We start from the raw sequence: 23178 nt of genomic DNA on the forward strand, positions 1-23178 counted from the left end.
ATTGCGTCAAGGAGGCAGAAATGAACATCATTGCACTTGGGGGATGGATGATGTGGCCCCTGCTAGCGGTTTCCATTCTTGCCCTGACGGTGGTTGTAGAACGCCTGCTGCTGTACGCATCGTGCGCCTTGCCCGATGATGTGTTAAGAACAGAACTGCTCAAAGCCTCGTGCAACGGCGATGTGGGCACAGTAGCGGAACGCATGGTCGCAGTGCCATTGCTGCAACCGTTTGCCGAGCTGCTCACAGTGGCAAGCCCCAACCGTGAATCAGCCTTGCATCTGGCTGGCGAGCAGATTCTTGAGCAACTGGAACGTCGGCTCGGCCTGCTGGGTGCCATTGCCCGGCTTGCTCCGCTCATGGGTCTGCTGGGAACAGTGAGCGGGATGATCTCCATTTTTTCCCGCATCGCGCATGCTACCAACGGTGTAGACATGAGCATGCTGGCCGATGGCATCTGGCAGGCATTGCTCAACACGGCCTCCGGCCTGTGCATTGCCATTGTTGCCCAGTTTTCGCTGGCATTTTTTCATGCCCGCCTCAAAACCATTGCCAGTATGCTTGATGCTGCTGGCAATGCATCGTTGATACAGAGCGAGGGCAGCACCGGCCATGCCTGCTAATTTTTTGCAGCACAACCTGCGGCACCACCTGCTGACGCAGATTTGCCCGGCAGCTTCCCTCTCGCTGATACAAGGAGGCAATGCTGATGCTTCGCCTTACCCGCCCGTTGAACGCAACGTATGAGTACGATCTGATCCCGCTCATAGACATGTTGTTTATATTGCTTATATTTTTTGTTATTGCCGCAGCATTTGCGGTTCGTGGGCTTGATGTAGATCTGCCCGCCGCCAGCAGCAGCAAAGCGCTGTCGGGCAGGGTGATTGAACTACGCCTTACCGCTGACGGCGATATTCTTTGCGAAGGGCAGCCCCTGCCCCGGCACGAGGTCAGGAACAAACTGCACGAGCTTGTGCGCGGATTCAGGAGCAGACCGGGCAGACTAGTGCTGGCCGCTGACCCCAAAGCACCGATAGAAAGTCTGATATTTCTTGTGGATGAAGTGCGTATGCAGGGCGGTGAAAAACTGCTCATTGCCACTACAGGTCAACCGGCAACGGACAAACCATGACCAGCACCGAACGATTCTACGCAGCGCTTGCCATTTCGTGCCTTGCTCACTGGGGGATGTTCCACCTGTTTGGCGCAGCCTCAGCGCAAAATTCACTGGGCACACCGATAACCATCAGTATGGATTCTCTTGGGCTTGGGCCTTCACCAGAGAGAGGCTCTGGCATCAGCATGGAGGCCGCCCCAAACCGGATTGAACCACCCAATACGGCAGACAAAAGGCGTGAGGCTTTTTTTGCCTTTCTTGACGATCTGGATGCAGCAGTACATTCCCACCGCATGGATGAAGGTGAAGAGGAACTGCTTGGTGTTGCAGCCTATGCTTTCACCGTGCGTCCTGACGGCAGCTTTACTGACCCCGTGCTGCGGCAAACATCGGGTTCACCTGTTCTCGATGCTGCGGCATACCGGGCTGTTTGCGCGGCAAGCGGCAGCGTGAAACGCCCGGAAATTCTGGGCAACGGAGCTATCCCCGTTGTGCTGCACGTGAAATATCAATACGACTTACGTTAGCAGAAAATATTATTATACCCGAAGAGCACCTAAACTAAATCAAGGGGTTATCCTTAACAGGATGGCCCCTTATTTTTGGGCACATATCTTGGGCACATGAAGACGCTACGGCATTTTGGGTTATAGTTTCCTTTGACTGCGCGAGCAATCGTGATTAGTTAAAGCGCATGAACAAAGAAAACCTTCCTGTCATTCACCCATGTATCAAATGCGGAAAACACCCCACTATCGAGACCTCACGCCCAGACGGCAGAGTCCGCGACATCTATCGGCTTGTATGCGAATGCGGCAACTGCCCCCTGCAGTGGTCAGTAAGTGAATCTGCGGCCATCAGGCTGTGGAATTCTTACGTGGCCTCCTGATTATACCCATGCCCCTTTGGCCGCGAGTGCATTCTGCCCGCGGCCACCATTGTGCCTGTAAAAAGAGCGCAATCTTGATCTGCGACCAGTGCTCTTTCACCCTGTGGCAGCAGCACCCCTCGCGAATCAAATAACACAACCCACGCAGTTTAAAGAAGCGCCAGCAACTCCTCCACACTCCTTGCCAGCCCCGACAGACACCCTTCTATCATGCTGTTGACCGTGCTGTGCCGTGTTTCTCCTGCATGGCGAAAATCTGTGCGTATTCCGTAAATCGGCAACCCCCTGGCATAGGCGTAGCCAATCTCCCATGCTGTACCGTCGTCTACCTGTGTTCCATCAAGCAGGGCCACCACGCAGGTACAGCGCTCAATTCCCACCCTGCAGGTATCAAAAATCAAAGTGGAGGCATTTGCCCCCGCATTTTGAACCTGTTCATCGGTCAGAAGATTACCAGGCCATATAACGTCGTGCCCGCTGTCTTTAAGCCGTGCGGACAGCGCCTTGTGCCATGCCTGCTCCGCCTCGGTGAATAATGGGCCAGCCTGGTATATTGTGCGCATGCGTTATGCCTTAGGACGTTGAAGGTATCTATAAACGGAAAGCGCAACCAGCCTGGTCACGGGGGGGCACAGTATGCCCAGAGCCAGCAAATTTACAACCGGGCCGGGCAGCATCATGAGGATTCCGGCTGCGCATGTGGCACCCCGCTGTAAAACTTCTACCGGAATTGTTTCTGCGTTGCGTACTTTTTCAACTGCTTGCCGGAGAAAAAGGTTGGCATTTCGGTATATCAGAAAAACCCCGATAAAGGCTGTGAAAATGCCAACCAAAAAGCTACCATCGAGGCCAATCAGATTTTGCATAACCCTGAAGCCAAGCATGGGCATGATCGTAAGAACAGCAAACAAAAAGACATAGCTTGCAAGCCGCATGGGCATCAGGCGCTCCAGCAATTCCAAAGCCTGTATGGCGACTGTGGGCACACTTTGCGTGTTCAGGTCATTGTCTGATTTGCCCAACAGATAGGCAATTTCTTGAGGCGTTAGGCGGGGAGACATACAGCCCTCACAGTTTCAACAGGTTCGACAAGCTTATTGCACACATCAAACCCTGCCCGGCAACACACATACAGCACGCGTCCGAAACATCATGCCCATACGCGCGTAACTGCCAGGGTGTCGCCAGAACTGAAGGCGGCATGTATTGCTGATTGGTTGGGCAGAGGTTCCACCCGACAGACATTGATTGCTGAACCTTGACCATCAGCTTGTCACGCTAATAAAAACATGAGCTACCAAGCAGGTCAATCTGATTACATGCCATCACAACGCCAAGGTACCCACCGCATGCATCGGCCACCTGCGTTTATTCCGCAATTGCTGGTATCGATGCGCCGCAACCTTCGTCTTCTGAGCGCCATGGAGCCGGGTCGAAAGCCTGCCGCAGAGACTCGAGAAAAAAACGCGCACGCGCGGTCCGCTGACGGCGAGGCCCAAGCAGGGCGACCACAGGAGCATCGGGAGAAACCCAGTCTGGCATGAGGTGAACAAGGTTGCCCCTGGCAAGAACATCGGCCACGTCCCATTCTGACCGTAAAATGATACCCATGCCGGAAAGTGCCCACTCCAGAATCACATCTCCGTCATTGCACGACAACCCCGCAGTGATGCGTACAGCCGTATTGTTGTTGTCTGGCCCACTAAAGCGCCACATGGTCACATCTTCATCATTTTCGCGCAGGGCAAGGCAATTGTGTTTGACGAGATCCCTGGGTGATTGCGGAGTGCCGTGCTTCTGCAGATATTCTGGCGAGGCGCACAGCAAACGCTTGTTGGGCGCCAGTGTGACCAACTGAAACGGGTGGGTTGGTGTTTCACCAATATGAATGATCAAATCCCAATAATCCGATTTAAGATGTGCGGGATTGTCTGACAGATTGAGAGTGATGGTAACTTGTGGATGGAGAGTGCTAAAGGATTCTATCACCGGTGCGAGATACCTGCGCCCGAATCCAGTTGGCCCAGCAATGTGCAGCTGACCGGAAACGACACCCTTTCTTTCTCGCAATAACTCCGAAACGCTATCTATATCCTGCAATATACGCTTTGAAGCATCTATCAGCAATTCACCTTCTTCGGTGAATATGATTTCTCCCGTTCCTCTATCCACGAGATGCACGCCAGTACGGGCTTCCAAAGCTCTCAGCCGCTGTGTAACAGCAGGCGGGGTAACATTCAGAAGCCTTGCAGCGGCAGCCAGAGATGAAGATCTGCTGAGTGCCGCAATAAAAATCATATCATCTGATGTAAACATTAAGAACGACTTAATATGGGATTTATTATTTGTAAATTGAATTTTTACATTTAATGTCATACTAAAGTAGTATCAGAATAAAAGAGGTTATCATGTGCACCCATCACAAAATTCAGCAGACAACGGCTCAAGCTGAAACTGTGTACGTTTCCGAGCTGGACACTCCGTGCCTGCTTCTTGACGAATCGCGAATGAACCGCAATATCGGTCGGTTACACTCGCGCCTCGCCATGAAAAATGTTGTTTTCCGTCCCCATCTCAAGACTGCAAAATCCATCGAAATCGCTCGCCGCATGGTGGCCGGACCAAACGGCCCTGCTACCGTGTCTACTCTTAATGAAGCAGAGGCATTTGCCGGGGCTGGTATAACCGACATCACCTATGCTGTAGGTATTTCGCCCCAAAAACTGCCGCGTGTTCAGGCATTGCTGCGCCAGGGTATCAATATGACAGTTCTGCTCGACAGCACTGAGCAGGCAGATGCCGTTGCGGCAGCATCCACACTGGATGTTCCCATTCCGGCGCTGATAGAGCTGGATTGCGACGGGCACCGGTCAGGGGTGCATTGTGACGACCAAGAACGGCTGCTCGCCATTGCCAGCAGCCTGCATGCATCCGCAAGCCTACGGGGTGTGCTGACCCATGCGGGCGAAAGCTACACGGCTACAAGCCGCCATGCCCTGCTTGCCGCGGCAGAAAACGAGCGGGCAAGCGCCATAAGGGCAGCCGAAATATTGCGCCATGCGGGGTATCGCTGCCCCGTCGTGAGCATCGGCTCAACACCAACTGCCATGTTTGCCGAAAACTATGACGGAATCACTGAAGTTCGCGCAGGGGTGTTTGCCTTTTTTGATCTTGTTCAGGCAGGTATTGGCGTGTGCACGCCCGATGACATTGCCGTTTCTGTACTGGCAACGGTGATAGGGCATCAGCGTGAAAAAGACTGGACAATCATAGATGCTGGCTGGGCGGCGTTATCATCTGACAGAGGCACCGAATCACAACGCGTCGACCAGGGCTACGGTCTGGTCTGTGATCTGGAGGGCAACCTCATCGACGGGCTTTTTGTGACCAATGTGAATCAGGAGCACGGAATCATTGCCCGCCGGACAGATTTCGGTGGGCATATACCTGACCTGCCCTATGGCGCAAAGGTGCGTATTCTTCCCATCCATGCCTGCGCCACTGTTGAACAGCACAGCGCCTACAATGTTATTGGCTCAGACAAACAGACAATCGCGGGCCAGTGGACGCGCCTGAAGGGTTGGTAGGGGGCACATATGCTTTATGTATCTGAAGAAACTGCCAAATCTGTTGTTACAATGGCCGACGCCATCGAAGCAATTGAAGGGGTGTTCAGCGACATTGGAAGGGGTGAGGCCAAGGTTTTTCCCGTTGTTATGGGGCACGGCCCCAAACAGGGCACGTCGTTCAGTATGAAAAGCGGCTTGCTGACAAACCGTGGCGTTGTCGGGCTCAAGGTGGGCAGCTACTGGCCAGATAACCGCAAGCAGGGCCAAAAGGCCCATGCCTCCACTACCCTGCTGCTTGATCCTGATACCGGGTACGCCAGGGCGCTTATTGGCGCCTCGCACATGACGGCCCTGCGAACTGCCGCCGCAGATGCCGTTGCTGTTCGCCATCTTTCGCGTCACGATAGTTCCACCCTTGCCATTTTTGGTGCGGGTCATCAGGCTTGGTACGAGCTACTGGCCATTTGCGAAGTAAGAAAAATTGAAAAGGTTTTCATAACCAACAGATCAAAAGAAGCCGCGGATGCCTTTGCCCGACGGGTTCGTGAAGAGCTTTCCATTGAGGCAGCTGCGGCTGCAGCGCCGGAATCCCTGCAACAGGCAGATATCATCGTCACCGTCACAGCTGCCCATGAGGCACTGTTTCCCGTAGAGCTGGTACGCGCAGGCACACACATCTCCGCAATGGGAGCCGATGGCGAGGGCAAGCAGGAGCTTGATCCGGCGCTGGTTGCAAAAGCAGAACTGTTTGCTGACGTGGTGCAACAGTCAATAACAGTTGGCGAATACGAAAAAGCTTTCAAAACAGGCCTGATCAATAATGAGTGCATCACGCCGCTTGGGGCAGTGCTCAATGGGCAGGCAGGGAGAACATCCAACCAGCAGATTACGGTTTTCGACAGTTCAGGAATGGCCCTTCAAGACATTGCCATCTGCGCGCTGGCCCTCGAAAAAGCACTTGGCCTGGGCCTGGCAAAAGAAATCTAGCCAACTTGCAAATATTTACATACTATTTAAGTCACAAAGATGATTAGCAACTGATAAGGAGGGCAAAATGCTTAAAAATGCTAAGCTCAAAACAAAGATAATTGGCATTGTCTGCATGTTGCTGGCCGTAGTCTGTACTGGTTTTGGCGTAGCCTCATACCGCACATCAGCAAGTGCAATTGAAAAACGAGTTAATGAATCCCTCCCTCAGATAGCCGAGGACGCAGGAAAACTTATTAATGCAACGCTCGGTGTGTATTTTGTTGGTATGGAAGCAGTTGCCAACAGACTCGTCATACGAAGCATGGACTGGGACAAACAGCTGCCAGCCCTTAAAGAAGAAATTTCGAGACAAGGGTTTATAGAGATGGGCGTTGCCACGCCCGACGGAAAAACGCGGTACACCGACGGCAGCACAGCAGAGCTTGGCGACAGGGATTACTTCAGGAACGCTCTTGCAGGCAAGGTGGTGATGTCTGACGTGGTCATCAGCCGGGTAACGGGCAAACCTGTTATCATGATGGCCTCCCCAATCACCGTTGATGGACGCTCTATTGGTGTTCTGCTTGCCAGACTTGACGGGCAGCTTCTGTCTGAAATCACGGATAAGGTTAAGTTTGGTGATATTGGGTATTCTTACATTATTAATGCCAAGGGTGTCTTGATCGCTCACAGAAAACGTGAATTCGTCACTGAATCCCGCAACTTTCTGGAAGAAGGAAAGACAAACCCAGAGTTCAGTGCTGTTTCAAAGATGCTGCAACGCATGGTCAAGGGTGAAAGAGGTTACGATAGCTACATGTTTGGAGGTGCTGAAAACTATTTCGGCTATGCCCCCATACCGAATACTGGCTGGTCTGTGGCTGTAGGTGCCAAAAAGTCCGAGGTGCTTGAAGACGTCTATGAAATGAAGACGACATTCACCCTGCTCTCTCTCGGTTTTCTGCTGGCTGGCGCACTTGTGGCCCTTGCGCTGGCACGGTCTATCGCCGTACCCGTAAACAAGCTTGTAACTGCAGCAGTCAGTATATCCAATGGAGATCTTACAGCAACTTCCGGGCTTGACCAAAAGGATGAAATCGGCGTGCTGGATAGTGCCATCAAGTCCATGGTCACAACCCTGATTGCTAAAATGAACGAGGCAGATGAACAGGCAAACATAGCCCATCAGGAAACCGAAAAGGCCCAGCAGGCCACACTTGAAGCTCAGGCTGCCAAAGAGCAGGCCGAGCGTGCAAAAATTGAAGGCATGCTTCAGGCGGCCAGACAGCTCGAAGGGGTTGTGCAAATCGTCTCCTCTGCTTCAGAGGAACTTTCAGCCCAGGTAGAACAGTCAAGCCGCGGCGCGGACGAACAGTCGGGGCGCGTACGCGAAACAGCCACTGCCATGGAAGAAATGAATGCCACAGTGCTTGAAGTGGCGCGAAATGCCCAACAGGCAGCTGACCTTTCGCAACAAGCCCAGCAGCAGGCCCTGGAAGGCTCACAGATTGTGAACGAAGCCGTCAAGGGCATTGAGGCGGTACACACCCAATCCACCGCAATCAAACTTGATATGGACGCCTTGGGCAAGCAGGCTGAAAATATCGGCCAGATCATGGGTGTAATTGCCGACATTGCCGACCAGACCAATCTGCTGGCGCTAAACGCAGCTATCGAGGCTGCCCGGGCTGGCGATGCCGGCAGAGGCTTTGCCGTCGTTGCCGACGAAGTGCGCAAACTTGCAGAAAAGACCATGACTGCCACCCAGGAAGTGGGACAGGCCATCACCGGCATTCAGGAAGGCACGAGAAAGAATATCCACAATGTCGAGCAGGTCGCCGCATCCATTGAAGAGGCCACATCACTTTCTGTGCGATCAGGCGAATCGCTCAAGCGCATTCTGGAATTTGTCCATATGGTCAACGATCAGGTGCAATCCATCGCTACCGCCAGCGAACAGCAATCGGCTGCCAGCGAAGAAATCAACCACTCTATTGAACAGGTGGCCAACATTTCGGCCGAGACAGCACAGGCAATGGAACAGGCAGCCAGCGCAGTTGCAGAACTGGCGCAGCAGTCACAGGCTCTCCAGCGGCTCATTGTTGAAATGAAAAGCCAAGGCTAGCCATAAGGCTGTTGTCAATATTAAGCCAGTCTTTCTTGAGCGGCCTCTGCAAAGGGGCCGCTTGGGAAATACCTGTTCCAAGGTACTATATCATTAAACTTTTTTGTGCTAAATTTACAAGAATAATTATTTACAATAACTCAGCCCAAAACCCATGCAACTATCATTGTATAATTGGCATATACGCAGTTCAAGACAGAGGCTTTCATGAGAATAAATACATTCTTGTCATTCTCTTCGATAGTTGTAATTTCATTATTTGTTGCTGTATCGATATTTGTTTCAAATTTCATAATACTTGATGGCATTGATAATATTGAAAATGATCAGACTATTGATGACGCATTAAAGCTTAAGAATTATATAAACCATTGTGAAAAAGAGCTTGACAAACTCACAATGGATTGGGCTTATTGGGACGATACATATGAATATATGAATGTAAAAGATGAAGAATTCATTTTAAAAAACTTTGAATACAGTATTTTTGAACAACAACAGATTTCAGCAGCTGCAATATTTGATTTAGACAATAAATACATCTACGGAACAAAGTCAGCTCCACAGCTTTCAACCATGGAAAAGCTGTCTCCTTCTGCCATAGATTCACTAAAGCAACTTGCAGCGATGTTAAATGACAACAGCGGCCTGAATACACTTGAGGGCGTTGTTCAGATGGATGGCCTACCATATATTTTTGCAGTTCGAAAAATAACAGATACACTGATGCAAAAAGAGTACAATGGCATACTTGTATTTGCAAAATTGATTGACAATAATTTTATAAACAATATTGGTGACAATCTTTTGCTCACAATAAAGCCAGTTTCTCCGCTTAGCATTGACAGAGAACTGGCTGAAACAAGCATTGTTGATATTTTCAGGATAAAAAAATCATCTGAATCGATCTATGTTTATGTCCCAATATTTGATGCCTTTGGTGATGTTGCCCTTGGGCTGCAGATGCAAACAAACCGGACAGTCATGCAGTTTGGGAAAAAAATATTCTTCAATTCACTGCTTCTGTTTATAGCATTCAGCGCAATTCTGATTGTTGCATTTATGTGGACAGTCAGAAAGAGAATATTGTCCAGAATAATCTCTTTGCAAAGTCAGCTGGCAGGCATCAAATCGCTCACAGACGAAAAAATCAAAATGAATGACAATACCGCTGACGAAATTCATTTTCTTGCCAACGACATAAATAAAATGCTTGCACACATTGAAGACAATGAATTGTTTTTACACCAAACAATCAATGCTCTTCATGTTGGGGTTGTTACCATTTCACCAGATACGCATACAATTCTTGATGTTAATGATTACGCACAAAATCTGATCGCGCTTCCCAAGGACGAAATTATTGGCAAGACATGCCATAATTTCATTTGCCCGACTGAAGTTGGCAGTTGCCCCATTACGGACATGCATCAAACAGTGAACCTGTCAGTGAGAAAGCTGCTCACAGGCAAAAAAGAAATCAAACCGGTATTGAAGTCAGTCCATACCATACAGAAAAACGGGCATGAAGTTCTACTCGAAACATTTATTGACATATCAAATGTTGAACGGCTTGAACAAAAGCTCAAGGAATCAGCAATAAAATACAAATCATTATTTATGAATACCGGCGTTGCCACCATTGTTGTAAACAACGGAGGCAAGATTTGCATGGCTAATTCAAAATTTGCAGCACTCGTAGAACGAGAAATAGAAGATATTGAAGAAAAATTATATATACATGATTTCTTTGTTAATACAGAAAATATATTTATCACGTATCCTAAAAGCATAAAAAGAAACTATACCGCAGAATTTGAAACAAAAATATCAAAACACAATGGCAATGTTATTGACGTTCATGTTTCACTGGCCAGAACAGCCGACAGCTCTACATTTATCATCTCAGTGTTTGACACGTCAGAGCGCGTCCAGATGGAATTGGATCTGGAATACAGGGCAACACACGATCTGCTGACAGGTTTTTGCAACAAAGCCTTTTACAAAGAAAAGCTTACGCAGATGATCGGTCGTGCAAAAAGCGGAGATGGAGTCATTGCCGTTTTGCTGATGGATTTGGACCGCTTCAAGCAGGTCAATGACAGCTTTGGTCACCCTGCTGGTGACAAACTATTGCAAAATGTGGCAGAGCGCTTGGCGAGTCTGGTTAATAACAACCCGATTATCGCCAGGACCGGTGGCGACGAGTTCATGTTCATCCTTGAGGGCGAAGATGCGGCAACACAAGCTGAAAATCTCGCCAAAAGCATTCTGCTGTCTGCAACGCAGTGCTTTACTGTCGACAACAGCCAGATATACATAACTGCCAGCATTGGTATTTCACTCTTTCCCGGTGATGGCCTGTCTGCTGATGTTCTGATAAAAAATGCCGATCTTGCCATGTATCGTTCAAAAGAGCGTGGAAAAAACGCATATACATTTTTTACAAAAGAACTTGATGATGCTGTTAATGCCAGATTTGAACTTGAAACAGAGTTGTTTGCAGCTATCGAGGATGAGAACTTTGAAGTTTTCTATCAGCCCAAGGTAGACGCAACAAAGAATACCATTGTGGGATGCGAAGCCCTCGTCCGCTGGAAGCGCGCCGACGGACACTACGTTTCACCTGTTGATTTTATATCTCTGGCAGAAGAGACAGGGCTGATTGTTGGTATTGACCGTTTTGTCCTGCAAACGGTCTGTAAGGACTTGAAAGACTTTTCTCCCCTTTTTGACGCACCTCATTCAGTCGCAGTCAACATCTCTGCTCGCAGCATTGCGAAAGAACAGTTCGTTGAAGATTTTCTGAAAACTGTGGACAGTAGTGGCGTACCTCATGAACAGATCGGGGTGGAAATAACTGAAACAATTCTGATGACAGATCTTGAAACCAGCATTGACTCCATATCAAGATTAAATAATCACGGCTTCCGTATCTTTCTTGATGATTTTGGTACTGGGTATTCTTCACTTTCCTACCTGCATACCATGCCAATATCATGTCTGAAAATTGATAAAAAATTCGTTGATGACATTTTCAGCCAACAAAACAGATCAGACAAAATTGTTACAACAATAATCAAGCTTGCTTCATCTCTGGATGTTGATGTGGTTGCAGAAGGAGTTGAAACAAGAGAGCAGCTCGAGTTTCTGGTTAAAAACAGATGCAATGTCATTCAGGGCTATTTTTATTCCAGACCACTGCCCAAGAAGGACTACATTGAATTCTGCCGAAACTTTAACAAGACTGTTTTCGATAGTTAGGCAATACCACTCCCCATCTATCGCAGGATGTTATTGAAGAGGGGCTATCCCGAAAAGGACAGCCCCTCAAATATGCGGATGACTCAAGCCTGTAAAATAAAAGCCTGCCCTTCCACCCTACTGCGGTTTGCCACACAGCTTCAAGACAGCAAGGTCGGCGGCATCGTCTGTGGCCTGCTCAAAGTTCACGATCTCGCCCTGATGGTACGAAGCCAGAAAAACCCTGTCCGGGGTGTATGTGGCTGCCTCTGCGTCAGTATCCGTAGCATCTGCCGCACTTGCGGCAGAACCGGCTGCGGTCGCAGCGGCAGCCTTGGCGCCAGCACCTGTGGCCGCTTCCTTCTCGATGACGTGCACTGTGTACAAAACGCCAAAATCGCCATCTTCCGTTTTATACGGCACGGATTTTTCAATCTTTACTTTCAGTGTTTCCGGCTTGTTGAATCCGTATATCATGCTGTATGTTGTCAGGTAGTTCACCAAAACTTCACGCAGGGCATCATCGTCCATCAGCTGATACATTTCGCGCTGGATGAATTTTTCCGCGATATTCTCGTTATAGGCTTGAATTTTTGCGTTATAATCCTTTTCTGCCCCATCAATAAACATAAAATTCCGGCACAGAGCAGCGAGCTTTTCCGGTTTTTTGCTACTAGCCTCAATTCCTTTTGCCAGATCAAGCCGGTATAACACGTATTCTGCTGGAATTGTTTTATATTTGATGTTTATGGCGTTGGCATCATCAAGGTTTTGAAAAAGATCATTTTCAAATCTGTTCTGAAAGTCGGTCATATCGCGGCTGCGGGCTTCAAGGTATGCCCTTGCAGACTCAAAGCCGTACCCGGCGCCAGCAGCAGCCACTGGCAGGTGACAAAGGGCCAGTACCAGTACAAACAGTTGCAGAAGTGTGATTGAGCGCTTCATGCAACACTCCTTCCCGTACGGGGCAGGTTTATGAGGTATGGGTCAAGGGGTGCTACCCCAGAGGTACAAAATCAGATTAGTGCGCGGTACTCTTAAGGTTTGCTGCAGGGCAGTCCCTTGCTTTTTGCAACCACATACACTGGCCGATAGGTGAGCCTCACGCCCTGCTCTGTGCCGTAGCGGGCAGTGTAGCGCGTTACAAAGTCCTTGTAGCTGTTTTTGCCCCACACAACCGAACGTATGCCTGTCACGCCCGTATGGCGCAGATGCAGCAACACGTCGCGTGGGCTGGAAAAATGCAACGCCACTTCGCCCTGCTCCATTGCCACCAGGTCAAAATGCCGGGCAAGGTGGCCCTGCAACTCTACGTCGCTGCAATAGGACAGGCTCACGCCTGTGAGCTCGGCCACCTCTTGCAGGTTGCCGGGCAAAAAGCTGCTGAACGCCAGCAGCCCCCCTTTGGGCAATACTCTGGCGCAGCGGTCAAAAAAAGCCGTGATGTCTTCAAACCACTGCACGGTAGACGCGCTGAGCACGGCATCAAAGGGGCCGCCAAAATCCAGATGCTCCGCGTCGCCTTCCCGGAACTGCACCCTGCCGGGAAACTGCTGTGCAAGCTCTTGCACCTGCGGGCTGATATAAAGGTCATTGACCGTCAGGCTGCGGGGCTGCGCGTCCAGAACAAACCGCGTCAGCAGTCCTGTACCCGCGCCAATTTCGAGCACCGAAGCCCCAAGGGCAAGGTGCGGGGTCGCCAGTTCCCACAGATGGGCAGCAATGTGCTGCTGCGCCAGCGCTTCGGCATCGTAGCTGGCAGATGCGGCGCTAAAGCGCTGCCTGATCAGTGCTGTATCCATACTCATTCTGCGGTCACAAAAGGAATATCCGGCATGTAGTGCGGTTCGTCCAGCTCAAGCCGGGGCGTTTCAGGCCACGCCCTGCGCATGTTGGCAACGGGAAATATCTTGTCACGGCTGCTCAGCACAGCCTGTGTCCAGCCCGTAAACTGGGGCCTGCTGCGATCTACCGCGCAATCGCGTATGTGCAGCAGCTCTGCCCGCAGCGAATCCACACTGCGCAAAGGCCTGCGCGCCTCAAATACGGGTTTGTGCGCGCCACACATGCGCCGGTTAAAGCGCTCGAGGCTCTCGGCAGAGAGGCTGGCCGCTGTGGCATCATACACAGCATGCGGAATGCCCAGCTCGTCGTCAACAGGCCAAAGCGTACCGTTGATGGCGACCGCTTTGCTTACCTTGCAACCCAGCCCCGGCACCACCAGCGAGGCCGCATAGACGCCAAGCGACCATGCCCGCACCCGCACCTCGCCATAGCCGCTAATATCGGCACAGGCCTGACCTACGCTGGTCAGCAGCATGTCAGTATAGTCGTAGCACACGGCAAAATCGCAACCTGCCGTGTGCGGTGAATCGGCAGCCCAGGCAAAGGGGCGGCTGTCCATGCCCCACCCGGCAAAAAACAGTTCAAGCGTGGCACTGCCGCAGCGCCGCAAAAAATCAATATTCATGCAGCAACCTGCCAAGCAGCGCCATAAGCGATTCCACGTCGCTGCGTGCCGTACCGGCAGTAAGCGAAATACGCAGGCGCGCGCTGCCAGCGGGAACCGTGGGGGGCCGTATGGCCATGATGTAAAACCCCTCGCGCTGCAAATGCCCGGCAATGTTCAGTGTACGTTCGTTATCACCCGTGATGATGGGCACTATCTGCGAGGTGCTGCGCACCGACTGCCCAAGGCTGTCGGCAAAGGCGTGCATCATGCTAGCCAGACTGCTCAGGTGCTGCCTGCGGACCGCGGCATCGGCCGTGGCAAATTGCGCAAGCACAAAGCGGCTCCAGGCAATGTTTACCGGTGGCAGGGCCGTGGTAAAAATAAAGGGGCGCACCGTGTTGATCAGATATTCGCGCAGAGTAGATGTACAGATAACGTACGCCCCAAGCGAAGCCCATGCCTTGCCAAGTGTGCCCACCAGAAAGTCAATGTCTGCCACGCAGCCCTGTTCTTCGCAGCAGCCAAGGCCCCGCGCCCCGCGCACACCCACCGCGTGGGCTTCATCCACATAGAGCTGCACGTTGGACCAGGCCCTTTTGAGCGCCACCAGCCGGGGCAGGTCGCAGGCGTCACCATCCATGCTGAAGATGGATTCTGTGGCTACGATAACATTCTCGTATTCCGCCGCGTGCTTTTGTACCAGCATTTCAAGCTGCGCGTAGTCATTGTGGCGAAAACGGATGCATTTGGCATCGCTCATGCGTATGCCGTCGATCAGGCTGGCGTGCACCAGTTTATCTGCCAGCACAAGGGTGCGCGAAGTGCATACTGCGGGCAGAATGCCCTGGTTGGCATGGTAGCCACTGCCGAACACAAGAGCGGCCTCTGCCCCGTAGGCGGCAGCTAGCTCGTTTTCAAAGGCCTCCTGCTGGTCGCATGTTCCCGTGAGCAGGCGCGAAGAACACGACCCCATTCGCAGCGAGGGCACATTCTGTTCTGCCCAGAATTGTTGCCGCAGGGCGGCATCATCACCGTACGAAAGATAGTCGTTGGAACTCAGATTGATGAAGGGCGCTCCGGCATTTTCTCTTTCGCGCCGTACAGCGTCAATATTGCGCAGCGAGCGCAGACTGCCGTTCTGTTTTTTTTCATCAATCAGCTTAAGGTATTGCATTATCATTCTACCTGTCGCGGCGGTGCATAAAACAACCAGCCGGAATAAAACAAAAAAATATTCAGAATACGCAGCAGCTGACCGCAGGGCTCGCCCAGGCTGTAGGGCATCGTCACTCTCAAAGCCCGGCAAGTCAATGGCGCATGATATGCTGCGCCAACCAGTGAACCCATGTTCTTGTGTGAAAACCGCCCAAAATGCAAATGGTTGCCCGGGGCAAAACCCGCAGGCAACCATACTGATCGTAAACAGCCAGCTTCAACCGTCAGATACGCCGTTGCTCCGCCACACCCTCCACATAAATGGCCGCAAAGGGGCGCGCCGGGCAAACATATTCGCACGCGCCGCAGCCGGTGCAGCGCTCTGCATCCACCACAGGCTTTTTAGGGGCGTCCTCCGGACCCACCAGATTGATTACGCGCGGCGGGCAAATCTTGGCGCAGGCAGTGCAGGTTACCTTGTCTGTAACCGTTATGCAGCGGTCAAGAACAACCACAGCCCGCCCGATCTGCATGGAGCTTTTCTCTGCCGGGGTAATGGGCCTGATGGCACCAGCGGGGCAAACCTCGCCACAGGTAACGCAGTTGACCCGGCAGTAGCCCCGTTCGAAGGCCATGGAGGGTTGCAGCATCCCGCCGCCGTTGTCTGTGCCCTTGAGCACCTGATTGGGACAGGCCGAAACGCAGAGCTGGCACCCAGTGCAACGGGTACTCAACTGCTGTACAGACTGTGCGCCCGGGGGAACCAGAGCAACCGCACGTTCCGGCTCAAGCTTGCGGGTAAGGGCCGCAATGGGTGATGCGCTTCGGCCAAAGGCCATGCCTGGTACAGCAACGCTCACCAGGGCCGCCAGCACACCACGCCGGGCGGTGTTGGTCTTGCCTTTGCCAGTGGCTTGCCCTTTGTTCCTCGCCGATGACTTTGACGCGCTGCCAGCCTTGTGAGGCCCATAGATCATGGCCCCGTGTCGGCACACATCCACACAGTCAAAGCAGGCTACGCACCGGCTTGTATCCACGGTTCCGGCAGTGGTGTCTATGCAGCCAGATTTACAGGCCTTTTCGCACAGCCCGCAGTTTTTACAGGCGTTTTCTTCAATACGGGGCCGCAGCACCGCAAACCGGCTGAAAAAGCCCAGAAACGTGCCCACCGGGCACACAGCATTGCACCACAAACGTCCCCTGCGCCACGCAAGCACGCCAATGACGGCAAGAGTAGCCCCCGCAGACGCAAGCGCCGCAATGCCTTTTTGCCATACCATGGCCGGGGCCACATCATAGTTGCCTGCACGTTCAGAGGCCCAGGCAAGGGCGTTGTTGCCCGTAGCCCATGCGGGTGCCAGCAGGTCTGCCGCTATGCGTCCAAAGGCGCTGTACGGTTCAAGCAGCGAAAACACCAGGGGCACACCAGCAAGCAGCGAAACCGCAAACACAAAAAATACCGTCAGTCGCAGCATGGTGCGGGGCGAAGAGTAACGATGGCGATACCTGCCCGCCTTTGCGCCAATCACATCCTGCATAACCCCGAGGGGACACAGCACAGAACAGTAAACACGGCCAAAAACCAGGGTAAGAAGCAGCACGCCCACAACCGCCCCCACGCTGCCAGCCAGCATGGCAGGCACAAACTGAGCCTTGGCCATAAAGGCAAGCGAGGGCGAAAACAGGCCGCTCACATCAACAAAAAGCAGGCACAGGGCTGCAAAGCAAACAGCAGCCAGTATGATGCGAATGGTGCGTAACATTGGCTAGCCCTGCCTTGTTCTCAGATTTTCAACAAACTTGCCCAAACGCGCCATTTCTTCGGGAATGGGAATCATCTGCGGGCAGTGCTTGAGGCATACGCCGCAGCCGGTGCAGCGCTCCGCCTGCCGCAGCTCGGGAATGGCACGTTCGTATTCCACCAGATATGCCCGGCGGGCCTTTTCATAATCGGCATCGCGCGTACCTTTGGGAACCTGTTCGTCATCAAGGCAGCGGTTAAAGTGGGCAAACACGGCCGGGATATCCACGCCGTAAGGGCATGGCATGCAGTAACCACAGGTGGTGCAGCGTATGTTTGCACCGGTCAGAAACACATCCAGAGCGGCCTTGAGAGTCTGCATTTCGCGGTCTGACAGGGGCTCGTAGGGAGCCAGCGCCCGCAGGTTGTCCTGCAGGTGCTCCATGTAGGTCATGCCGCTCAGCATGGTGATGACATTGGGCAGGCCCGCCACATAGCGAAAGGCCCACGACGCGGCAGAGGCCTCGGGTCGCTCTGCCTGCAGAATCGCCAGCGCCTTTTTGTTGAGCCGCGCCAGCCTGCCGCCCAGCAGGGGTTCCATGACGATCAGGGGCAAACCGCTCTGCTGCATTTTTTCAAACATCCACTGCGTGGGTGCGGGATCTTTGGGAATGAATTTGGCCTGTCTGGGTGCTATTTCGTATTTGTGCAGCATGTCGTGGTAGTTGAGCTGCACCATGGCAAAATCCCATTCCACATTACGCGAAAGCAGGTATTCGAGCGTTTCGGTATTGCCGTGAAACGACCAGCCAAGATTGCGGATTCTGCCCTTTTTCTTTTCTTCAAACAGGTATTCGAGCACGCCGTTCTTTTCATAGACGGTCTGGTAGTCTTCTACAAAACGAATGGCGTGCAAAAGGTAGTAGTCAAAATAGTCGACCTTGCATTTCTCAAGCTGTTTTTCAAAAATTTCTTTGGCCTGTTCACGTGTTGGCATCAAAAACGTGGGCATTTTGTCAGCCAGAAAGTAGCTCTCACGCGGATACCGCTGCAGCGCCTTGCCGATGACGCTTTCTGATACCCCCTGATGATAGGGCCAGGCGGTATCGTAGTAGTTCACGCCGTGGGCCATGGCATAGTCCACAAGTGCAAAAGCCCCCTGCTCGTTCACTTCGGCCCCGGTGGGGCTGTCTGCACCCGGCAGCATGGGAAAGCGCATACAGCCAAAACCCAACAGCGAAACCTTGTCGCCGTTTTTGGGGTTAACCCGGTAGGTCATTTTTTCTGCCGCTGGCACGGGCAGGGGCTTTTCAAAGCTGGGCAGCAGGCGCAGCTTGTCCAGGCCGTACAGCACGGCACCGCCCGCAACACCGGCTCCCGCCACCTGCAACAAACGGCGGCGTGACACGCCCGATAATGTATTTTTCTCGTCCATAGCTACTCCGCTTTGGAATATGGTCTCAAGTTCAGAATATGCCTTGTCGTAGGCTCAGCAGCTAACAAAACCCTGTAAATTGGATTCAGCGCCAGTGTAACCGCGCCGCCTGGCAGGCAGACGACGCAGCAGTTCAGGGCACACCAGATTCTGCACAGCAGCGCAGATCATGCATTGACGTGGGGGGAGTAGAAAACCTGTCCGACAGGACGATTAAGTGTTATGGCTGCCCTCGCAGGCATTGATGATGCGGCAGGCTGCGCAGGCTGCGCCAAAGCCGTTGTCAATATTGGTTACGGTAACACCGCTGGCGCAGGAGGTGAGCATGCCCAGCAGGGCCGACAGCCCCGCAAACGAGGCGCCATAGCCAACAGATGTTGGCACGGCCACCACAGGTTGTGCCACCAGACCGCCCACTACGCTGGCAAGTGCGCCTTCCATGCCCGCAACCACAATTATGGCCCGTGCCGCGCGCACCTCTGGCAGGTTGTTGAGCAGGCGGTGGATGCCCGCAACACCCACATCGGCAAGAATTTTTGCCCGCACACCCAGCATGTGGCAGGTAACCTGCGCTTCTTCCGCCACTGGCAGGTCAGAAGTGCCCGCAGTTACAATGGCAACCGTGCCCTGCTTCCACGCAACAGGCTTTGTGATCAGGGTAAGGGTACGGCCAAGGGCGTTGTATTCCACCCCAGGGCATACCGACTGCACGTGGGCCGCCATGGCGTCGGAAACCCTGGTGGCAAGCACGTTGCTGTGGCTGCCCACACGGGCAAAAATTTCACCCACCTGTTCCGGCGTTTTGCCCTCGCCGTACACAACCTCAGGAAAGCCATTGCGTGAAGGGCGCTGCAGATCAAACTTTGTGTGCCCAAGATCAAGCACGGAGTTATCACGCAGCAGATTCATGCCATCGGCAACAGAAACGCTGCCGTTGCTGATATCAGTAAGCAGTTTTTCCAGCGAACCACACGACATTGTTAAACTCCAACCTTTGCGGGATCAGTTGCCCGCAACCTTGCTGATGGCGGCGTATACCTCGGCGAGAGGTATACCGTGACGGCGCGCCAGCGCCTTGCAGTCTTCAAATTCGGGTTTTGAACGCAGCACCTTGCCGTGCAGCAGGGCCTGCTTGAGGCGCACGCTGCCCAGCGGCGTTGTTACGCTGGCAAAACTCTGTTCGAGCATGGCCTTTTCGTGCAAAAAAACCTTTACCCCAAGTGTGGTGGTATGCCGGAACAAAAGCTCAGTAAATCTGTCACGTTCGGCCTCGCCGCACACTACGGAAATGACAACGCCCGGGCGGCTTTTTTTCATGATCACAGGCGTAAAATAGACATCGCCCGCGCCCTGTTCGATGATCATATCCATAGTTTCGGCCAGCAGCTCGCCGCTCATGTCGTCTATATTGCACTGCAGCAGACAGGCCCGGCTGCTGGCAGCATGGCCTGAGCCTGCATGCACTGGCTGCGCCAGTATGCCAGCCTGATCGACCTCAACCTCGGCCAGCTCGACGCGCAGCATGTTGGGCCGCTCCACATTCGGGCGCTGCGACTGACGGTGGCCAATGCCGTACCCCGTTTTAAGAGTGGTCATAACCGGGGCAGCGGTGATGGAACTTGCCAGAGTTGCCACAATGGCCGCCCCAGTGGGAGTTGTGGCCTCGTGCTCTACTCCGCCACGGCTGGTGGGCAGACCGTGCAGAATTTCGGCGGTTGCCGGGGCGGGCACGGGCATCATACCGTGGGCGCAGCGCACAAATCCGCTGCCAAGCTCAAGCGGCGAGGCCCAAAGGGCATCAACGCCCAGCGCGTGGTAACAGATGGCCGCGCCTACGATATCCACAATGGAATCGGTAGCACCCACCTCATGAAAATATACTTCTTCAAGCGGCTTGCCGTGCACCTTGGCCTCGGCCTCGGCTATGCGTTTGAAGATGCGTAGGCTTGTTTGCTTGACCGGGTCAGACAGCCCGCTTTGCATGATGATGGCCTCGATGGCGGCCAGATTTCTGTGCGGCAAATGCCCGCCGCTGCAATGCTTGTGATCATGCTCATGGTGGTGATCATGATCATGTTTGTGGCCGTGGTCATGCCCGTGCCCGTGATGGTGGTCATGGTGGTGACCATGGTCATGATGATGGTCATCTTCATGTTCGCCATGCTCGCCGTGGTCGCTGCCAAGCCGCACATGCACCTGCATGCCCTGAATGCCGCTGCGCTGCCGGGGCTGACAATCAAGAGAAAACTCATCCTGAAGACCGAGCTTGGCGAGCTCGGCCTTCAGGTAGTCCGGGCTGACCCCAAGGTCGATCATGGCGGCAAGGTTCATGTCGCCGCTGATTCCGGCAAAGCAGTCGTAATAAAGAATTTTCATAAAACCCCGGTCAAAAAATGCTGTCCGGCAATACCCGGTTATGGCAGGCGCGGTTGCCCGGCAACCTTCCTGAATGGCAATATAAAAGCTTTGCGCCGCACAAGAAATAGCCAAAACAGCATAATTCTTGCCTGATCCTGTAATTTGGCAAAAAAACTACAGGCAGTACTACCTCCGGCACACCGTTCTGCGGCATGCCGGAGAAATTTAGACGCTTTTGCCCATTTCGCAGGCCTGCGCCATACTGGGCAAAGCCTTGATCTCGCCCTTGTTCCACGCGCCCACGCCGTACACCACGCCCTTTTCAACCGAGCCTTCTATGCAGTAGGCAAAGCCCCTGAAGCATTCGATGGTTCTTTCCATGTGTGCAAGGTTGGTATCTGCGGCGGCAATAATGTAGTACATGCTCTTGTTTTTGATTTCGGTATACCGGGCCACGGTTCTGTCTATGAGCGCCTTGATCTGGGCGCTTACAGAATAAAAATACACGGGTGAGGCCAGCACAAGCACATCGGCTTCAACCATTTTTTGCAGTATACCCGCCATGGCATCTTTCTGAACACAGACCCCGGCATGCTGCTGGCAATGTCCGCAGCCAAGACAGGGAGCAATTTTTTCGCCCTGCACCCATATCTTTTCCACGTTATGCCCGCTTTCCTGCGCGCCTGCCATAAACTGGTCGCAAAGAGTATCCGAATTGCCGCCCTTGCGCGGGCTGCCGCTCAAAATCAGTATATTTTTCATAATGATGCTCCTTTACGCTGTGCGCAAGGCTGAATTTACCCAAAGTTACAGGGACCGCAGATCAGGCTCTGGTTGGCCTTTCACTTGGCAAACCCGGCCCGCTGTCAAAGGCCTTTGAAACTTCCTGCATGAATGCAGATACTTCCAGATGCTGGGGGCACACTTCCTCGCAGGCGCGGCAGGCAATGCAGTCCTGGGCCTTGCCGTGCTTGGCGGCCATGTTGAGGTAGTAGACATACTGGCTTGAATGATTGCTTGAAGTAGCCCGCCGCGAGCTGTTGTACAGCGCAAAGTAGTCTGGAATGGGAATATCGCTTGGGCAGTGTTCCACACAGTAGCGGCAGTTTGTACAGGCAACGGCCGTATCGGCATTTATGATATCCACAGCCTGACGGATTATTTCGTGTTCTTCTTCATTGAGCGGCGTAAAATCAGCCATGTAGGCGGTGTTATCCAGCAGCTGATCCATGGTGCTCATGCCGCTGAGCACAAGCATCACGCCCTCAAGACCCGCAGCATAGCGTATGGCCCATGAGGGAATGCTGGCCGTGGGGTTGTATCCTTTCATCAGGGCCGCGGCCTTTTCCGGCAAAACGGCGAGGCTGCCGCCCTTGCACGGTTCCATCACGATAATGGGCAGATTGTACTTGCGCGCAACCTCATAACAGCGGCGTGACTGGATGCCGGGGTTTTCCCAATCGATGTAGTTGATCTGCAACTGCACAAAATCCAGATCCTGGTGGTGCAGGGCAAGGATTTCTTCCAGCAGTTCGGGCGTATCGTGAAACGACATGCCAAGCTGACGGATGAGCCCATCATGCTTTTTACGCAGCACAAAGTCGAAGCAGTTATACTTTTTTGCCTGTGCGTACGAGCTTACGCCGAGGTTGTGCAGCAAGTAGTAGTCAAAAAAATCCACGCCACATTTTTCAAGCTGTTCGTCAAAAATATTCTGCTGGTCCTGCTCTGTCTTGAGCATACGGGGCGGCAGCTTGGTGGCAAGCTTGAAGGCCTCGCGCGGGTGACGCTTGACCAGAGCCTCGCGCACAAACTGCTCGCTGTGATAGGCATGGTAGGGCAATGCCGTGTCAAAGTACGAAAAACCCCGGGCAAGAAACGTATCGACCATGCGGTTCATCTGCTCCAGATCAACCGAAGTCTGGTCGTTGGCGTCCAACAGGGGCAACCGCATACAGCCAAAGCCAAGTTTCCTGATCATAGGTGTCGGCCCTTTGTGGTTTTGTTCGTTTTCTGGCTGCGGTCAGATATGCTCTTGCGCAGCGCTCTACGTTGTCGGCTCAAACCCGCTGCAGGGCAGCCAGACTGGAACCTGCCGCAAGTACTTATCCATTTGCGGCGCACA

General features: G+C 52.8%; 20 protein-coding genes. 7 read left to right on the forward strand and 13 right to left on the reverse strand.

The features are described 5' to 3' along the window. Positions 1-20: 20 nt before the first annotated feature. The 3 genes from F8N36_RS07855 to F8N36_RS07865 all read left to right on the forward strand — a co-directional run bounded on the left by F8N36_RS07855 (position 21) and on the right by F8N36_RS07865 (position 1644). Positions 21-623 (forward strand): MotA/TolQ/ExbB proton channel family protein, encoded by a 603-nt coding sequence (locus F8N36_RS07855; RefSeq protein ID WP_291332246.1) that lies wholly within the window; start codon positions 21-23, stop codon positions 621-623. A gap of 86 nt (positions 624-709) precedes the next feature. Beyond that, positions 710-1132, forward strand: a complete 423-nt coding sequence (locus tag F8N36_RS07860) for a biopolymer transporter ExbD (RefSeq protein WP_291332247.1) — start codon at positions 710-712, stop codon at positions 1130-1132. Then, a complete protein-coding gene (locus tag F8N36_RS07865; protein ID WP_291332248.1) occupies positions 1129-1644 on the forward strand; it encodes an energy transducer TonB in 516 nt (171 codons plus the stop codon). The genes F8N36_RS07860 and F8N36_RS07865 overlap by 4 nt, the downstream gene beginning before the upstream one ends. Positions 1645-2155: 511 nt before the next feature. Here F8N36_RS07865 and F8N36_RS07870 read toward each other — a convergent pair. The 3 genes from F8N36_RS07870 to F8N36_RS07880 form a co-directional block, all read right to left on the reverse strand. Beyond that, entirely contained in the window at positions 2156-2569 is a 414-nt protein-coding gene (locus F8N36_RS07870) for a nucleoside 2-deoxyribosyltransferase (protein ID WP_291332249.1), read from the reverse strand. Positions 2570-2572: 3 nt separating this feature from the next. Then, complete coding sequence (locus tag F8N36_RS07875) at positions 2573-3028, reverse strand: FxsA family protein (RefSeq protein WP_291332250.1); 456 nt, start codon at positions 3026-3028, stop codon at positions 2573-2575. 346 nt (positions 3029-3374) lie between these two features. Then, entirely contained in the window at positions 3375-4382 is a 1008-nt protein-coding gene (locus F8N36_RS07880) for a LysR substrate-binding domain-containing protein (protein ID WP_291332251.1), read from the reverse strand. A gap of 32 nt (positions 4383-4414) precedes the next feature. Between F8N36_RS07880 and F8N36_RS07885 the strand changes: the two genes are divergently transcribed. The 4 genes from F8N36_RS07885 to F8N36_RS07900 all read left to right on the forward strand — a co-directional run bounded on the left by F8N36_RS07885 (position 4415) and on the right by F8N36_RS07900 (position 11933). After that, positions 4415-5593, forward strand: coding sequence for an alanine racemase (locus F8N36_RS07885; RefSeq protein WP_291332252.1), 1179 nt, complete (start codon positions 4415-4417; stop codon positions 5591-5593). Between the two features lie 9 nt (positions 5594-5602). After that, the gene (locus F8N36_RS07890) at positions 5603-6562 is read left to right on the forward strand and encodes an ornithine cyclodeaminase family protein (RefSeq protein WP_291332253.1); all 960 of its coding nucleotides are present in this window, start codon (positions 5603-5605) and stop codon (positions 6560-6562) included. A gap of 115 nt (positions 6563-6677) precedes the next feature. Continuing rightward, the gene (locus F8N36_RS07895; RefSeq protein WP_291332599.1) at positions 6678-8669 is read left to right on the forward strand and encodes a methyl-accepting chemotaxis protein; all 1992 of its coding nucleotides are present in this window, start codon (positions 6678-6680) and stop codon (positions 8667-8669) included. A 207-nt stretch (positions 8670-8876) separates the two neighbouring features. Beyond that, positions 8877-11933 carry an EAL domain-containing protein gene (locus F8N36_RS07900; RefSeq protein ID WP_291332254.1) on the forward strand — a complete coding sequence of 1019 codons (3057 nt, stop codon included), beginning with the start codon at positions 8877-8879 and terminating at the stop codon, positions 11931-11933. Positions 11934-12050: 117 nt separating this feature from the next. On the opposite strand, the gene F8N36_RS07905 is transcribed toward F8N36_RS07900, so the two are convergent. From F8N36_RS07905 to F8N36_RS07950, 10 genes are all read right to left on the reverse strand, one after another. Next, positions 12051-12857: a hypothetical protein gene (locus F8N36_RS07905; RefSeq protein WP_291332255.1), complete on the reverse strand. Its 807-nt coding sequence runs from the start codon at positions 12855-12857 to the stop codon at positions 12051-12053. Positions 12858-12949: 92 nt separating this feature from the next. Next, a complete protein-coding gene (gene bioC / locus F8N36_RS07910) occupies positions 12950-13714 on the reverse strand; it encodes a malonyl-ACP O-methyltransferase BioC (RefSeq protein ID WP_291332256.1) in 765 nt (254 codons plus the stop codon). 2 nt (positions 13715-13716) lie between these two features. Then, positions 13717-14382, reverse strand: coding sequence for a pimeloyl-ACP methyl esterase BioG family protein (locus F8N36_RS07915; RefSeq protein ID WP_291332257.1), 666 nt, complete (start codon positions 14380-14382; stop codon positions 13717-13719). Then, complete coding sequence (locus tag F8N36_RS07920) at positions 14372-15538, reverse strand: 8-amino-7-oxononanoate synthase (RefSeq protein WP_291332258.1); 1167 nt, start codon at positions 15536-15538, stop codon at positions 14372-14374. The genes F8N36_RS07915 and F8N36_RS07920 overlap by 11 nt, the downstream gene beginning before the upstream one ends. Before the next feature lie 265 nt (positions 15539-15803). Beyond that, positions 15804-17282, reverse strand: a complete 1479-nt coding sequence (locus tag F8N36_RS07925; protein WP_291332259.1) for a 4Fe-4S binding protein — start codon at positions 17280-17282, stop codon at positions 15804-15806. 3 nt (positions 17283-17285) lie between these two features. Then, positions 17286-18695 (reverse strand): aldo/keto reductase, encoded by a 1410-nt coding sequence (locus tag F8N36_RS07930; RefSeq protein WP_291332260.1) that lies wholly within the window; start codon positions 18693-18695, stop codon positions 17286-17288. Between the two features lie 213 nt (positions 18696-18908). Then, positions 18909-19673, reverse strand: a complete 765-nt coding sequence (gene larB, locus F8N36_RS07935; RefSeq protein ID WP_291332261.1) for a nickel pincer cofactor biosynthesis protein LarB — start codon at positions 19671-19673, stop codon at positions 18909-18911. 24 nt (positions 19674-19697) lie between these two features. Beyond that, on the reverse strand, positions 19698-21071 hold the full coding sequence (larC, locus tag F8N36_RS07940; RefSeq protein WP_291332262.1) for a nickel pincer cofactor biosynthesis protein LarC: 1374 nt from the start codon (positions 21069-21071) through the stop codon (positions 19698-19700). Positions 21072-21278: 207 nt separating this feature from the next. Next, on the reverse strand, positions 21279-21815 hold the full coding sequence (locus F8N36_RS07945; protein ID WP_291332263.1) for a flavodoxin family protein: 537 nt from the start codon (positions 21813-21815) through the stop codon (positions 21279-21281). Between the two features lie 61 nt (positions 21816-21876). Further along, complete coding sequence (locus tag F8N36_RS07950) at positions 21877-23034, reverse strand: aldo/keto reductase (RefSeq protein ID WP_291332264.1); 1158 nt, start codon at positions 23032-23034, stop codon at positions 21877-21879. Positions 23035-23178: the final 144 nt, after the last annotated feature.

The organism is Desulfovibrio sp. (assembly GCF_009712225.1).
Lineage (GTDB): Bacteria > Desulfobacterota > Desulfovibrionia > Desulfovibrionales > Desulfovibrionaceae > Desulfovibrio.

Coding starts and splice junctions, on each gene's coding strand:
- F8N36_RS07855 (WP_291332246.1), top strand. CDS start 21: ATGAACATCATTGCACTTGGGGGATGGATGATGTGGCCCCTGCTAGCG.
- F8N36_RS07860 (WP_291332247.1), top strand. CDS start 710: ATGCTTCGCCTTACCCGCCCGTTGAACGCAACGTATGAGTACGATCTG.
- F8N36_RS07865 (WP_291332248.1), top strand. CDS start 1,129: ATGACCAGCACCGAACGATTCTACGCAGCGCTTGCCATTTCGTGCCTT.
- F8N36_RS07870 (WP_291332249.1), bottom strand. CDS start 2,569: ATGCGCACAATATACCAGGCTGGCCCATTATTCACCGAGGCGGAGCAG.
- F8N36_RS07880 (WP_291332251.1), bottom strand. CDS start 4,382: ATGACATTAAATGTAAAAATTCAATTTACAAATAATAAATCCCATATT.
- F8N36_RS07885 (WP_291332252.1), top strand. CDS start 4,415: ATGTGCACCCATCACAAAATTCAGCAGACAACGGCTCAAGCTGAAACT.
- F8N36_RS07890 (WP_291332253.1), top strand. CDS start 5,603: ATGCTTTATGTATCTGAAGAAACTGCCAAATCTGTTGTTACAATGGCC.
- F8N36_RS07895 (WP_291332599.1), top strand. CDS start 6,678: ATGTTGCTGGCCGTAGTCTGTACTGGTTTTGGCGTAGCCTCATACCGC.
- F8N36_RS07900 (WP_291332254.1), top strand. CDS start 8,877: ATGAGAATAAATACATTCTTGTCATTCTCTTCGATAGTTGTAATTTCA.
- F8N36_RS07905 (WP_291332255.1), bottom strand. CDS start 12,857: ATGAAGCGCTCAATCACACTTCTGCAACTGTTTGTACTGGTACTGGCC.
- bioC (WP_291332256.1), bottom strand. CDS start 13,714: ATGGATACAGCACTGATCAGGCAGCGCTTTAGCGCCGCATCTGCCAGC.
- F8N36_RS07915 (WP_291332257.1), bottom strand. CDS start 14,382: ATGAATATTGATTTTTTGCGGCGCTGCGGCAGTGCCACGCTTGAACTG.
- F8N36_RS07920 (WP_291332258.1), bottom strand. CDS start 15,538: ATGCAATACCTTAAGCTGATTGATGAAAAAAAACAGAACGGCAGTCTG.
- F8N36_RS07925 (WP_291332259.1), bottom strand. CDS start 17,282: ATGTTACGCACCATTCGCATCATACTGGCTGCTGTTTGCTTTGCAGCC.
- F8N36_RS07930 (WP_291332260.1), bottom strand. CDS start 18,695: ATGGACGAGAAAAATACATTATCGGGCGTGTCACGCCGCCGTTTGTTG.
- larB (WP_291332261.1), bottom strand. CDS start 19,673: ATGTCGTGTGGTTCGCTGGAAAAACTGCTTACTGATATCAGCAACGGC.
- larC (WP_291332262.1), bottom strand. CDS start 21,071: ATGAAAATTCTTTATTACGACTGCTTTGCCGGAATCAGCGGCGACATG.
- F8N36_RS07945 (WP_291332263.1), bottom strand. CDS start 21,815: ATGAAAAATATACTGATTTTGAGCGGCAGCCCGCGCAAGGGCGGCAAT.
- F8N36_RS07950 (WP_291332264.1), bottom strand. CDS start 23,034: ATGATCAGGAAACTTGGCTTTGGCTGTATGCGGTTGCCCCTGTTGGAC.